Genomic DNA, 14,343 nt, shown 5'->3' on the forward strand with positions numbered 1-14,343 from the left:
TGCGATGGAAGAAGGACTGCGGTTCGCCATTCGTGAAGGCGGACGGACCGTGGGCGCCGGCGTCGTTACCAAGATTATTGAGTAATCGAAGTGTTACGAAAAAGGGCTGGCGAAAACCAGCCCTTTTTGTTTTGAGAAATGACTCTTGACACCTCTTTATAATTGTGGTAAATTTTTATAGTGATTGATTGATCCGGAGGATCTTATTTTTTTCGCCTTTTTTGCGGAAGGTATTGGATGTACCGCATTATCTAGGAGGTAGCAACCATGCGCGAAGGTATTACTCTGGCTTGTTCCGAATGTAAAAATCGGAACTACCGTACTATCAAGAATAAGAAGAACAACCCCGAACGTCTCGAATTGAAGAAATACTGCAAGTTCTGCCGGAAAGAGACAAGCCATAAAGAGACCAGATAACCAATAGAGGGGTGAGGAGCGTGCAACAGCCCGTAAAAAAAGAAGCCCGGTTTGAAGGAGTCCAACGGTTTTTTCGAAACGTTTCCGCTGAACTTAAAAAGGTGAACTGGCCCAGCCGCAAGGAATTGACCACCTATACCATTGTGGTCATTGCCACGGTGTTGGTTGTTTCGGTTATCATCACGACTTGGGACTGGTTGTTGACCGTGATCTTTAAAGTCTTCGGATTCTACCGGTAGTAGCGAGGAGAAATCGGATGGAAAAGAATTGGTATGTCATTCATACCTATTCCGGATATGAAAACAAAGTAAAAGCGAATTTAGAACGGCGTGTCGAATCGATGGGGATGGAAGACAAGATCTTCCGCATTTTGGTTCCCACCGAGGAAGAGCTGGAGATTCGCGACGGGAAACGCAAAATTACCAAGAAAAAGATTTATCCCGGCTATGTCATTGTGGAAATGATCTTAACGGATGATTCTTGGTATGTTGTTCGCAATACCCCGGGAGTTACCGGCTTTGTGGGCTCCGGTTCCAAGCCGATTCCGCTCCAAGAGAAGGAGACCAAACTAATCCTGCACCAGATGGGGATCGATGAACCGCGGACCAAGATTGATTTCGAGGTTGGCGAGATTATCAAAGTGATCCGGGGACCGTTTGAGAATTTTTCCGGCTTGATCGAAGAGATTAACCCGGAAAAAGGGAAGATCAAAGTGAAGGTTTCGATGTTCGGCCGGGAAACCCCGGTGGAACTGGATTATCATCAGGTTGAAAAGCTTTAGGATTTCCGGTGTTTTAAAGTGGGAGGGTTTAACCCGTTATAACCACATCAAATTGAAGGAGGTGAAGGGCAATGGCTAAAAAAATTACGGCTTTCGTAAAACTGCAAGTTCCGGCTGGTAAAGCAAATCCTGCGCCACCGGTAGGCCCTGCCCTAGGTCAACACGGCGTCAACATTATGGAGTTTTGTAAGACGTTCAACGAACGCACGTCGAATCAGGCTGGAATGATCATTCCGGTTGTGATCACCGTGTATGAGGATCGTTCGTTTACATTTATCTGCAAAACACCCCCCGTGCCTGTTTTGATTAAAAAAGCCATTAATGTGGAGAAAGGTTCCGGAACTCCGAATAAGGATAAAGTCGGTAAGATCAGCCGGGCGAAAGTCCGCGAGATCGCCGAGCTGAAGATGCCGGACCTGAATGCCGCCAGCGTAGAGGCAGCCATGAGCATGGTCGCCGGTACGGCGCGCAGCATGGGGATTGTGGTAGAAGATTAGTCGCTTCAAACCGTGGGAGGAAGTAATTCCGTTATGACCACAAAGGAGGAAATGATATGCCGAAACATGGAAAACGCTATCAGGAATCCGCGAAATTGGTTGACGGCGTTAAGCTGTATGACCCGGCGGAAGCCTTGAATATTATTAAATCGATGCCAGTAGGTAAATTCGATGAGACGGTCGAGATTTCGATCCGTTTGGGCGTAGACCCGCGTCATGCCGATCAACAGATCCGTGGCGCCGTGGTGCTGCCTTTTGGTACCGGACGTACGGTGAAAGTGGCCGTCTTCGCCAAAGGCGAAAAAGCCAAAGAAGCCGAAGAGGCGGGCGCTGAGAAGGTTGGCGCCGAAGACCTGATTGAAGAGATTCAAAAAGGTTGGATGGACTTTGATGTGGCCGTGGCGACTCCGGATATGATGGGCGCTGTCGGTAAACTGGGTAAGATTTTGGGGCCGAAAGGCTTGATGCCGAACCCCAAGACCGGCACCGTTACTTTTGACGTTGCGAAAGCCGTAAAAGAGATCAAAGCCGGTAAGGTCGAATACCGGGTCGATAAGACCGGTATCGTGCATGTGCCCATTGGGAAGGTTTCTTTTGAAGCGGAAAAGTTGTTGCGTAACTTCCGGACGCTGATGGATGTGATCGTCAAAGCCAAACCGGCCAGCGCCAAGGGGACCTATATCAAGAGCGTGGTGCTTTCGGCTACGATGAGTCCCGGCGTCAAAGTTTCCCCGCAATCGGCCCAGTCGGCTGCGAGCGCCGAGCATTAAAATACGGAAGATTGTACTTCAACTGAATATTTGAATTCGCGCCATAGACAGTAGGCATCGGTAATTGAGCCGATTTAATGGGGAAACCCGCCTACCGAGGCTGGAATGGTTTTCACAGGGTGATAACAGACCTCCAGTTTAGCTATGGGGGTCTTTATTTTTTGTTTCCAAAGGTGATTACTTTTTAAAGGAGGTGTAAACATGGCAAGACCGGAAAAGGAAGCGGCGGTAAGTGAAATTCAAGAAAAACTGCAGAAATCCAAAGCAGTAGTACTCGCCGACTATCGGGGGCTGAATGTTCAGGAAGTTACCGAGCTCCGGAAGAAACTACGGGAAGCCGGCGTCGAGTATAAAGTCGCTAAGAACACTCTGACCAGCCGGGCGGCGAAGTCGGTTTCCATCGAAGGGCTCGATTCCTATCTGAGTGGCCCGACGGCTTTGGCATTCGGATATAACGACCCGGTTACACCGGCGAAAATACTCTCGAATTTTGCCAAAGATCACAAACACTTGGAGCTGAAAGGCGGTATTCTCGAGGGAAAGGTCATTGACTTTAACGCCGTCAAAGCGTTGGCTGATCTGCCTTCCCGCGAGGCATTGCTGGGTCAAGTGGCTGGTTTGATGCAGGCTCCGCTCCGTGGCATGGCTACGGTGCTTTCAGGGCCCATCCGCAATTTGGTTTATGCAGTTGAGGCGATTCGCAAGCAGAAAGCCGGAGAAGAATGATTATTAAAGGAGGATTCTATCGATGAGTAAAGTAAGTGAAGTTTTAGAGATCGTCAAAGGTTTATCCGTTCTGGAATTAAACGAATTAGTCAAAGCTTTTGAAGAGGAATTCGGCGTATCCGCCGCCGCTCCGGTTGCAGTCGCTGCTGCTCCGGCTGCCGCTGCTCCGGTCGCTGAAGAGAAAACCGAGTTTGACGTCCTGCTGGTGAGCGGCGGCGCCCAAAAGATCCAAGTGATCAAAGTGGTCCGCGAAGTAACCGGCCTCGGCCTGAAAGAAGCCAAAGATCTGGTTGACGGCGCTCCGAAGAAAGTCAAAGAAGGCATTTCCAAGGCTGACGCCGAGGAACTCAAGAAGAAACTCGAAGATGCCGGCGCTACCGTTGAACTGAAATAATCGGGTGTTGAAAAAGGGCTGGTTAATTTTCCGGCCCTTTTTTTATTTTTTCCTTGACAGGAAATTCTTACTGTGATATTATAATAATCTGCGAAGTTTGGCAATGGTTTCAAAAAAACTTTTTTAAACAGGTATAATCGCGGCTATAATATTAAAAATAAGTGAATGCGGGCTGAGGTTGCTGAAAAGTAGTTTGACGAATATTCCTTGAACAAAGATAGTGGCGAGGATAACTATTGTTACCTTGCTTTTGTCTGTTTTCGTAGGTACTCAGGCCCGGTTATTACTATTCTGAAGAGGTGAGTGGCTTGCAGGAAGCTGTCCAAAAACATCGTAACAGAGTGAGCTTCGCCAAGATCGAAGAAATCCTGGATATGCCGAACTTAATTGAAGTTCAGCAGAAATCGTATCAGTGGTTTTTAGATGAAGGCTTGCGTGAAATGTTCCGAGACATCTCGCCGATTCAGGATTTTACCGGCAATTTGGTCTTGGAGTTTATCGATTATGCGCTGGGCGATCCGAAATATCCGGTCGAAGAATGCAAGGACCGCGATGTTACATATGCTGCGCCGCTGCGGGTGCGGGCCCGGCTAATCAATAAAGAGACCGGCGAAGTGAAGGAACAAGAGGTCTTCATGGGCGATTTCCCGTTGATGACCGAGAAAGGAACCTTCATTATTAATGGCGCCGAGCGGGTTATCGTTAGCCAGCTGGTCCGTTCGCCGGGCGTCTATTTCGGAAGAACTCAGGATACCACCGGAAAATACCTATACTCCTCCAGCATCATTCCCAACCGTGGCGCCTGGTTGGAGTATGAATTCGATTCCAATGACGTGTTATATGTGCGGATCGATCGGACCCGGAAACTTCCGGTGACCATATTATTGAAGTCTTTGGGATTGGGCAACAACTATCAGCTCAATGATCTCTTCGAAGGCCACGAAGTTATCAAAAACACCCTGGAACGGGATAACACCCAAAACGAAGAAGAAGCTCTGGTTGAGATCTATAAACGGTTGCGTCCGGGTGAACCGCCGACGGTCGATAGCGCGCGTAGCCTTTTTGAGACGTTGTTTTTTGATCCGAAACGCTACGATCTGGCCTCGGTGGGACGTTATAAGATCAATAAGAAACTGGGCTTGAACTTCCCCGCCAAATCGACCAAACCGTATGTGGATGCCGAGGGAAACGAGGTTCCGGGCCAGGAAGCCGTAAAGACCTTAATGAAGGAAGATGTCATTGAGGTTGTAAAATACTTACTGAATTTGTTTGGCGGGGTCGGCGAGATCGATGACATCGACCACCTCGGCAACCGTCGTCTGAAATCTGTCGGCGAGTTGCTGCAGAATCAGTTCCGGATCGGTCTTTCCCGGATGGAACGGGTGGTCCGGGAACGGATGACCATTCAGGATGTCGAGGTGATCACGCCGCAAGCGTTGATCAATATTCGTCCGGTGGTGGCGGCGATTAAGGAATTCTTCGGTTCCAGCCAGCTGTCCCAATTTATGGACCAGACAAACCCTTTGGCGGAACTGACGCATAAACGGCGACTCTCGGCATTGGGGCCGGGCGGTCTGTCGCGGGAGCGGGCCGGCATGGAAGTCCGGGACGTACACCATTCCCACTATGGGAGGATGTGTCCGGTGGAGACGCCGGAAGGTCCGAACATCGGGCTGATCGGATCGCTGACTACCTTCGCCCGGATTAATGAATACGGTTTTATCGAAACTCCCTACCGGAAGGTAACCAATGGAATGGTTACGGATGAGATCGTTTATCTCACCGCCGATGAGGAAGATCACTATATTGTGGCGCAAGCCAACGAACCTTTTGATCCGGTAACCAGAAAGTTCATTCATACCCGGGTTTCCATCCGGCACCGCGAAGATATCCGCGAAGTTTCGAGCGATCAGGTTCACTTGATGGATGTATCGCCGAAACAGCTGGTGAGTATCGCGACCGCGTTGATTCCGTTTCTGGAGAATGACGACGCCAACCGGGCTCTGATGGGTTCGAACATGCAACGCCAGGCTGTTCCGCTCTTGCGGACACAAGCGCCGTACGTTGGAACCGGTATGGAATATAAGGCGGCAGTGGATTCGGGAGTCGTAATTACGGCTAAAAAAGGCGGCGTCATCAAAAAGGTTACCGGCGATTTTATTCAGATTAAGACCGATAACGGAATCGATAGTTATCGCGTTTTGAAATTCAAACGTTCCAACCAGGGAACTTGTGTGAACCAAAAGCCGATCGTCCGGGAAGGGCAGATCGTCGAGACCGGCGAGGTCATCGCCGACGGACCGTCCACCGACAATGGCGAATTGGCGCTCGGCAAAAATGTGTTGGTCGCTTTCATGCCGTGGGAAGGTTACAATTACGAGGACGCCATTTTGCTCAGCGAAAAGCTGGTGGTCGACGACACCTTCACCTCCGTTCATATCGAGGAGTATGAAGCGGAGGCCCGGGATACCAAACTGGGCGCCGAGGAGATTACCCGGGATATTCCCAATGTCGGGGAAGGCGCCTTGGATGATCTTGATGAGCAAGGCATCATCCGCATTGGCGCGGAAGTGCGACCCGGGGATATTCTGGTCGGTAAGGTAACGCCCAAGGGCGAAACCGAGCTCACCGCCGAGGAACGTTTATTACGGGCTATTTTTGGTGAAAAGGCCCGGGAAGTTCGGGATACCTCATTGCGCGTGCCTCACGGCGAGTCGGGGCGGATCGTCGATGTCAAGGTCTTCTCGCGTGAAAACGGCGACGAACTGGCTCCAGGGGTCAATCGACTGGTTCGCGTATATATCGCCCAGAAACGGAAGATCTCCGTGGGCGACAAGATGGCGGGCCGGCATGGCAATAAGGGTGTTATCGCGAAAATTCTGCCAATTGAAGATATGCCTTTCCTGCCGGATGGAACGCCGGTAGAGATTGTGTTGAATCCGTTGGGCGTTCCCTCCCGGATGAACTTGGGCCAGGTGCTCGAGACCCATCTGGGCTGGGCTGCCAAAGCACTGGGTATTCATGTGGCGACTCCGGTTTTCGGCGGCGCGACTGAAAAAGATATTTTGGAAATGTTCGAGAAGGCGGGTCTTCCCAAAACCGGGAAAACCACGCTGTATGATGGTCGGACTGGCGAAGCTTTTGACCGCCCGGTCACGGTGGGTCAGGTTTACATGTTAAAACTGGCACACTTGGTGGACGATAAGATTCATGCCCGTTCCACCGGCCCGTACTCGTTGGTTACCCAGCAACCTTTGGGCGGTAAAGCGCAATTCGGCGGCCAACGTTTTGGAGAGATGGAGGTTTGGGCGCTTGAGGCATACGGAGCCGCTTATACCTTGCAAGAGCTGTTAACGGTCAAATCCGACGATGTCATCGGCCGGGTCAAGACCTACGAAGCCATTGTAAAGGGCGAAAACGTTCCGGAACCGGGCGTTCCCGAGTCGTTTAAAGTTCTTATCAAGGAATTGCAGAGCCTTTGTCTGGATGTGAAGATTTTGTCCGAGGAATCGGAGGAGATTCAGATCAAGGAAGAAGATGAAGATGTGAAAGAGATGGCCAAAGAGTTGGGGCTGGAATTTGATACCCCTCATGAGGCTGTCTTTGAAGAAGAGACTGAGGATACCGGGGAAGCGGATTCTTTCGATGAGGAAGAAGACCTTTTTGAAGATTCATTCGATGCGGAACTGCCGGAAGAAGCCTGATTTTTTCGGGGAACCGGACACCGATTGGAGGAGGGAAACCCTTGCTGGATGCCAATAATTTTGACGCTTTAAAAATCGGTTTGGCCTCACCAGAACAGATTCGAGCCTGGTCGAGCGGAGAAGTTAAAAAACCGGAAACCATCAATTACCGGACCCTGAAGCCGGAACGGGAAGGATTGTTCTGCGAGAAAATCTTCGGGCCGCAACGCGACTGGGAATGTCATTGCGGTAAATATAAACGGGTTCGTTACAAGGGGATCATCTGTGACCGTTGCGGCGTTGAAGTGACCCGTTCCAAAGTGCGCCGGGAACGGCTCGGCCATATTGAGCTGGCTGCGCCGGTCTCTCATATCTGGTATTTTAAAGGGATTCCCAGCCGGATGGGTTTGTTGTTGGATATGTCCCCCCGCCATCTGGAGAAGATCATCTATTTCGCTTCCTATGTAGTGGTGGATACGGGCAACACCCCGCTCATCAAGAAACAGTTGCTTTCGGAGAACGAGTATCGCGAAGCGCGGGAAAAGTACGGCCAGAGTTTTAAGGCTTTGATGGGCGCGGAAGCGATTAAAAAATTATTAGAAGAAGTCGACCTCGAAAAATTGGCCGTCGAACTGAAAAAAGAGGTCAAAGAAGTAAGCGGACAACGGCGGATTCGTGCCATTCGCCGCCTTGAGGTCGTGGAATCGTTCCGGAAATCGGTCAGCCGGCCCGACTGGATGGTCCTCGACGTCGTCCCGGTTATTCCTCCGGAGTTGCGGCCTATGGTTCAACTGGACGGCGGCCGTTTCGCCACTTCCGACTTGAATGACCTGTATCGGAGAGTCATTAACCGTAACAACCGGCTGAAGAGATTACTGGAGCTGGGAGCACCGGATATTATCGTACGGAATGAGAAGCGGATGCTTCAAGAAGCGGTCGACGCCCTAATCGATAACGGTCGCCGGGGCAGACCGGTGACCGGACCTGGAAATCGTCCCTTAAAATCCTTAAGCGATATGCTAAAAGGAAAACAGGGCCGTTTCCGTCAGAACTTATTGGGTAAACGGGTTGACTATTCGGGCCGTTCCGTTATTGTGGTAGGCCCAGAACTGAAATTGCATCAATGCGGTCTGCCGAAGGAGATGGCCCTTGAGTTATTCAAGCCTTTCGTGATGAAACGACTGGTCGACAAAGGGCTGGTTCATAATATTAAGAGCGCCAAACGAATGGTGGAACGGGTAAAAACCGAGGTCTGGGATGTGCTTGAAGAAGTGATTCACGAGCATCCGGTTCTCTTAAACCGTGCCCCGACCCTGCACCGCTTGGGAATTCAAGCATTTGAGCCGGTGCTGGTCGAAGGCCGGGCGATCAATATTCACCCGCTGGTTTGTACAGCCTATAACGCGGACTTCGACGGCGACCAAATGGCTGTCCACGTGCCTTTGTCCGCCGAAGCGCAAGCGGAAGCCCGTATTTTGATGTTGTCCGCTCATAACATCCTATCTCCGGCCAATGGCCGCCCGATTGCCACTCCGACTCAGGATATGGTTCTGGGTTGCTATTATTTGACTATTGCACGGGATGGCGTGCTGGGCGAGGGCCAGGCCTTTATCAACGCCACCGATGTAAATTATGCTTACGAGGTCGGAGCGATTTCGCTTCATGCCAAGATTAAGTTCCGTTTGAACGGTGAGTGGATTGATACGACGCCGGGCCGGGTCATCTTCAATGACCGGGTGAAGCTGGATCTGTTGCCGGATCCGGTGGCCAATTTCCAGCTCACCAATTGCATTATCGACCGGGGCAAGTTGGGCCAATTGGTCGGAAAGTGCGCCCGGAGCCATAGTGTGGCCAAGACAGCCGAGATTCTCGACCAGATCAAGCGGCTCGGATTCCGTTTTGCCACCCAATCCGGCACCACGATCGCCATTGACGACATTACGGTTCCCAAAGCCAAACAGGATATTTTGGCGGACGCCGAAAAGCAGGTCGAACAGGTTGAAGAGCAATTCCGGCGCGGCCTAATCACTGGCGATGAGCGGTATCAGCGCTTCATCGACATTTGGACCAAAGCCAAAGAGCAAGTGACCGATGCGATGAACCGCAATTTGGACCGGTTTAACTCGGTATACATGATGTCGATCTCCGGAGCCCGCGGTAATCCCGCTCAGTTAGCCCAGTTGGCCGCGATGCGCGGACTGATGACCGACCCTTCCGGTCGAATCATCGACTTGCCGATTCGCGCCAATTTCCGGGAAGGCCTTACCGTCTTGGAGTTCTTCATCTCGACTCACGGAGCCCGGAAAGGCTTGGCTGACACCGCGTTGCGGACCGCCGACTCTGGATACCTGACCCGTCGTCTGGTCGATGTTGCCCAAGATGTGATTGTTCGCGAGGATGATTGCGGCACCACCGAGGGGATCAAAGTAAGCGCCATCATTGAAGGCAATGAAGAGATTGAAAAATTACGGGAACGGATTAGCGGCCGGATATCGGTCGAAGATATCTATGATCCCAACACCAATGAATTGATCGTCGCCGCCAATTCGGAAATCGACGAAGAGATAGCCGAGAAGATCGATAAGGCCGGAATCAAAGAGGTCGTCATCCGTTCGGTATTGACCTGCCGGAGCCGTTTCGGAGTTTGTATCAAATGTTACGGACGAAATCTGGCAACCGGTAAGCTGGTTGATGTCGGAGAGGCGGTTGGTATTATCGCTGCACAATCCATCGGTGAGCCTGGAACGCAATTGACCATGCGTACCTTCCATACCGGTGGTGTCGCCGGAGATGACATCACTCAAGGTCTTCCCCGTGTCGAAGAGCTGTTTGAAGCCAGGAAACCTAAAGGGCAAGCGATCGTCAGTGAAATCGGCGGCACTTGCAAGATTAGCGAGGTCAAAGGAGTACGAAGGGTCAGTGTTATCTCGGATACCGGAGAGGAGAAAGTATACCAGGTCCCGTTCGGTTCCCGCCTGCGGGTTAAAGAAGGAACTCAGGTGGTTGCCGGCGATCTCTTGACCGAGGGCTCCGCCAATCCGCACGATATTCTCAAGGTCAAAGGGATCCAGGGAGTCCAGATGTATCTGGTTCAGGAAGTTCAAAACGTCTACCGCTCCCAGGGTGTCTGGATCAATGATAAGCATATTGAAGTGACTGTCCGCCAGATGTTGCGCAAACGTAAAGTTGAACATTCCGGCGATACGGATCTGTTGCCCGGCGGATTGGTCGATGTCTTTGAACTGGAGGATGAGAATCTCAAGGTCGAAGCAGAGGGTGGAGAACCGGCAATTGCCAGGCCGCTCCTGCTGGGAATCACCAAGGCGTCGCTGGCAACCGATAGCTTCCTGTCGGCCGCCTCGTTCCAAGAGACTACCCGGGTCCTCACCGAAGCTTCGATTAAAGGTAAAAAGGATCCGTTAATCGGCCTCAAGGAAAATGTCTGTATCGGTAAGTTGATTCCGGCCGGTACTGGAATGTCCCGTTATCGCAACGCCAAGATTAGCAGCGATTGACGATAAGAATTTCTTGACACCGTATATATTTGATGTTAAAATATAAAAGTGTCTGATTTGGGACTTATTTCATGCGCTTTTTTGGAGGCGATGATGGCTCATTCTGTCCAGGCCATTCGCGAAGCTAAAGAAAAAGTAATTGGTTTAAAGCAAACTTTGCGAGCGATTCAACAGAATAAGGTTAGCGCCGTATATATCGCAAATGACATTGAAGATTTTTTGGTGAAACGGATTACGGATTGCTGCCAGGAGAACAAAATTCCGTTAACCGCGGTTGATTTTGGTCAAAAAGAACTTGGACATTTGTGCCAGATTGAGGTTGGGGCGTCAGTTGTCGCTCTGATCAAATAATATAAGCAACACGGAAGGAGGTTATTGATTTGCCAACGATTAATCAGTTAGTCAGAAAAGGTCGCGAGGAAGTGTCAAAAAAGAGTACCGCTCCGGCTCTGGGTTGGGCTTACAACGTAAATAAAGAGCAAATGATCAAAACCGACGGTAGCCCGCAAAAAAGAGGGGTCTGTACTCGTGTTTCGACGGTTACTCCTAAAAAGCCGAATTCGGCATTGCGTAAAGTAGCGAGGGTGCGTCTGACGAACCGCATGGAAGTCACCGCTTATATCCCGGGCGAAGGTCACAATCTGCAGGAGCACTCGGTTGTACTAATCCGTGGTGGTCGTGTGAAGGATCTTCCTGGTGTGCGTTATCACATCATCCGGGGAACTTTGGACACTGCCGGTGTTCAAAATCGTAAGCAAGGTCGCTCCAAATACGGTGCTAAAAAACCGAAAGCTACTGCTACGAAGAAGAAGTAAAGGAACGGGGGTATTCGTGTGCCGCGTCGTGGATTTATTACTAAAAAAGAACTGGCTGCTGACCCGATTTTTGGTAGCAAGCAAGTGAGTGAAATGATCAGCCGGTTGATGCTTCAAGGCAAAAAGAGCCTTGCTGAACGGATTTTTTATAACGCCATGAATATCGTTGGCGAAAAATCCGGCAAAGAATCGATCGAAGTTTTTCAAACCGCGCTAAAAAATGTCATGCCGGTTTTGGAAGTGAAACCGCGCCGGGTTGGTGGTGCTACCTATCAGGTTCCGGTGGAAGTGCGGCCGGAGCGCCGGCAATCGTTGGCGATTCGTTGGATGGTTACCAATGCCCGAAATCGCGGCGATTTAAAGACGATGGAAGAGAAGTTGGCTGCGGAGATTCTTGACGCCTCTCAAGGTGTGGGTGCTTCGATTAAGAAAAAAGAAGATACTCATAAGATGGCGGAAGCCAATAGGGCTTTTGCGCATTATCGTTGGTAACGGGTTGCCGTTGAAAAAACACAGCCCCGAGCTTTTAAGGTTTTTGGAGGGGAAAAATTGTCTAAGAAATTTGATCTGCATTACGTTCGGAATATTGGAATTATGGCTCATATTGACGCTGGTAAAACAACCACGACCGAACGTATCTTATTTTACACGGGAAAACTCCATCGCATGGGCGAAGTGCATGATGGCTCGGCTACGATGGACTGGATGGTTCAGGAGCAAGAGCGCGGAATCACGATTACTTCCGCTGCTACCACTTGTGAATGGCTGAATCATCAAATTAATATTATTGACACACCCGGGCACGTGGATTTTACAGTAGAAGTTGAACGTTCGTTGCGCGTTTTGGATGGCGCTGTTGCTGTATTCTGCTCGGTTGGCGGCGTTGAGCCCCAATCGGAAACCGTCTGGCGCCAAGCGGATAAGTATGGCGTGCCTCGGATCGCTTTCATTAATAAGATGGATCGTATCGGTGCGGATTTCTTCCGTGGCGTTGATATGATCAAAAACCGATTGGGAGCTCATCCGGTTCCACTTCAGGTTCCTATCGGCTCGGAAGAGCGTTTCAGTGGCGTGGTCGATCTGATTACCGAGAAAGCGATTATCTATACTGATGACTTGGGGACGAAAAGTCAAGAGACGGCAATCCCGGAGGATTTGGTCGATATAGTGGCTGAATATCGTACTCAGATGCTTGAGTCCTTGGCGGAATTCGATGAGGAATTGATGCTCAAGTATTTGGAGGGCCAAGAGATTTCGGAATCCGAAATTAAAGCCGCCGTCCGCAAAGGAACCTTAACTGCGAAGATTACGCCGGTCATCTGCGGTTCCGCTTTTAAAAACAAGGGTGTACAGATGCTTTTGGATGCGGTAGTGGATTATCTGCCGTCGCCGTTGGATCTGCCGCCAGTATCGGGAACCAGTCCTGATGACGGTGAATCTCTCGTCCGTCAAGCTTCCGACAATGAGCCGTTCTCGGCCTTGGCTTTTAAAATCATGGCTGATCCTTATGTCGGTAAACTGGCGTTCTTTCGGGTGTATTCCGGCGTCTTAACCTCGGGTTCTTATGTTTTAAATTCAACCAAAAACAAACGGGAACGGGTTGGCCGAATCTTACGGATGCACGCCAATCATCGCGAAGATGTGGAAATGGTTCGCACTGGTGATATTGCGGCGGTAGTCGGCTTAAAAGATACCACCACCGGAGATACCCTGTGTGATGAGAAAAATTCGATTATCCTGGAGTCGATGGAGTTTCCGGACCCGGTAATCGATATCGCCATTGAGCCCAAGACCAAGGCCGACCAAGACAAATTGGGTTTGTCCCTCGCGAGATTGGCCGAGGAAGATCCGACTTTCCGGGTTCATACCGATCAGGAAACGGGTCAAACCATCATTTCGGGTATGGGCGAGCTCCACTTGGAGATCATTGTCGACCGTCTGCTGCGCGAATTTAAGGTTGAAGCGAATGTTGGCAAGCCCCAGGTAGCGTACAGGGAAACGATCCGCAAGTCTGTAAAGTCCGAAGGCAAGTTCGTTCGCCAGTCGGGCGGACGTGGACAATACGGTCATGTCTGGCTCGAACTCGAACCGCTTGAACCCGGTACCGGCTTTGTGTTTGAAAACAAAATCGTCGGTGGCGTGGTACCTCGCGAATATGTTCCGCCGATCGAGGCTGGGATTAAGGAAGCGATGACTACGGGTGTCCTGGCCGGTTATCCCATGGTGGACATCAAGGCCACATTATATGATGGTTCTTATCACGAGGTTGACTCTTCCGAAATGGCTTTCCGCGTCGCGGCTTCGATGTCCTTTAAAGACGGGGCCAAAAAAGCGAATCCGGTTATTCTGGAACCCATTATGCGGGTGGAGATTACGACTCCTGAAGAATATATGGGTGACATCATGGGCGACTTCAATTCCCGGCGTGGCCGGATTGAAGGAATGGAAGCCCGGGCCGGCGCTCAAATCATTAGAGGGCACGTTCCGCTCTCGGAAATGTTCGGCTATGCAACGGTAATCCGTTCGATTTCCCAAGGCCGGGCGACTTATTCCATGCATTTCTCGCATTATGATGAAGTTCCCAAAAATATTGCGGAAACCATCATTCAAAAAGTTTGACAATAGTGATAATTCCCATGAAGGGTGTTAAAATACCTTTGTTATTTAAAGGAGGAACTTGAATGGCAAAGCAGAAGTATGAACGGACCAAACCGCACGTAAATATCGGAACGATTGGTCACGTTG

The 14,343-nt window shown here is 50.5% G+C and carries 14 protein-coding genes and 1 other annotated feature; all 14 genes read left to right on the forward strand.

Annotated features, from left to right (window positions below; genetic code table 11):
• Nucleotides 1-85 (forward strand): EF-Tu C-terminal domain-related protein (locus tag EDC14_RS25855; protein ID WP_132014831.1); only part of this gene is annotated, 85 nt, incomplete at its 5' end.
• A gap of 182 nt (nt 86-267) precedes the next feature.
• Nucleotides 268-417, forward strand: a complete 150-nt coding sequence (gene rpmG, locus EDC14_RS25860) for a 50S ribosomal protein L33 (protein ID WP_132018099.1) — start codon at nt 268-270, stop codon at nt 415-417.
• Between the two features lie 20 nt (nt 418-437).
• Nucleotides 438-656, forward strand: a complete 219-nt coding sequence (gene secE / locus EDC14_RS25865; RefSeq protein WP_132018102.1) for a preprotein translocase subunit SecE — start codon at nt 438-440, stop codon at nt 654-656.
• A gap of 17 nt (nt 657-673) precedes the next feature.
• Nucleotides 674-1,198 (forward strand): transcription termination/antitermination protein NusG, encoded by a 525-nt coding sequence (gene nusG / locus EDC14_RS25870; RefSeq protein ID WP_132018105.1) that lies wholly within the window; start codon nt 674-676, stop codon nt 1,196-1,198.
• A gap of 71 nt (nt 1,199-1,269) precedes the next feature.
• A complete protein-coding gene (gene rplK, locus EDC14_RS25875; protein WP_132018108.1) occupies nt 1,270-1,695 on the forward strand; it encodes a 50S ribosomal protein L11 in 426 nt (141 codons plus the stop codon).
• A 56-nt stretch (nt 1,696-1,751) separates the two neighbouring features.
• Entirely contained in the window at nt 1,752-2,465 is a 714-nt protein-coding gene (rplA, locus tag EDC14_RS25880) for a 50S ribosomal protein L1 (RefSeq protein WP_132018111.1), read from the forward strand.
• Between the two features lie 23 nt (nt 2,466-2,488).
• Nucleotides 2,489-2,633, forward strand: a sequence feature (ribosomal protein L10 leader region).
• Between the two features lie 33 nt (nt 2,634-2,666).
• Complete coding sequence (rplJ, locus tag EDC14_RS25885; RefSeq protein ID WP_132018113.1) at nt 2,667-3,191, forward strand: 50S ribosomal protein L10; 525 nt, start codon at nt 2,667-2,669, stop codon at nt 3,189-3,191.
• 22 nt (nt 3,192-3,213) lie between these two features.
• Complete coding sequence (rplL, locus tag EDC14_RS25890) at nt 3,214-3,585, forward strand: 50S ribosomal protein L7/L12 (protein WP_132018116.1); 372 nt, start codon at nt 3,214-3,216, stop codon at nt 3,583-3,585.
• Nucleotides 3,586-3,959: 374 nt separating this feature from the next.
• Nucleotides 3,960-7,289 carry a DNA-directed RNA polymerase subunit beta gene (rpoB, locus tag EDC14_RS25895; RefSeq protein ID WP_132018134.1) on the forward strand — a complete coding sequence of 1,110 codons (3,330 nt, stop codon included), beginning with the start codon at nt 3,960-3,962 and terminating at the stop codon, nt 7,287-7,289.
• 41 nt (nt 7,290-7,330) lie between these two features.
• Complete coding sequence (rpoC, locus tag EDC14_RS25900; protein WP_132018119.1) at nt 7,331-10,783, forward strand: DNA-directed RNA polymerase subunit beta'; 3,453 nt, start codon at nt 7,331-7,333, stop codon at nt 10,781-10,783.
• Between the two features lie 93 nt (nt 10,784-10,876).
• Nucleotides 10,877-11,134, forward strand: a complete 258-nt coding sequence (locus EDC14_RS25905) for a ribosomal L7Ae/L30e/S12e/Gadd45 family protein (protein ID WP_132018122.1) — start codon at nt 10,877-10,879, stop codon at nt 11,132-11,134.
• Nucleotides 11,135-11,163: 29 nt separating this feature from the next.
• Nucleotides 11,164-11,598 (forward strand): 30S ribosomal protein S12, encoded by a 435-nt coding sequence (gene rpsL / locus EDC14_RS25910; protein ID WP_132018125.1) that lies wholly within the window; start codon nt 11,164-11,166, stop codon nt 11,596-11,598.
• Between the two features lie 18 nt (nt 11,599-11,616).
• Nucleotides 11,617-12,090, forward strand: a complete 474-nt coding sequence (rpsG, locus tag EDC14_RS25915) for a 30S ribosomal protein S7 (RefSeq protein WP_132018128.1) — start codon at nt 11,617-11,619, stop codon at nt 12,088-12,090.
• Between the two features lie 57 nt (nt 12,091-12,147).
• Nucleotides 12,148-14,217: an elongation factor G gene (gene fusA / locus EDC14_RS25920; RefSeq protein WP_132018131.1), complete on the forward strand. Its 2,070-nt coding sequence runs from the start codon at nt 12,148-12,150 to the stop codon at nt 14,215-14,217.
• Nucleotides 14,218-14,343 lie beyond the last annotated feature (126 nt).

Origin of the sequence: Hydrogenispora ethanolica (assembly GCF_004340685.1) — a bacterium.
GTDB classification, from domain to species: Bacteria; Bacillota; UBA4882; order UBA8346; family UBA8346; genus Hydrogenispora; species Hydrogenispora ethanolica.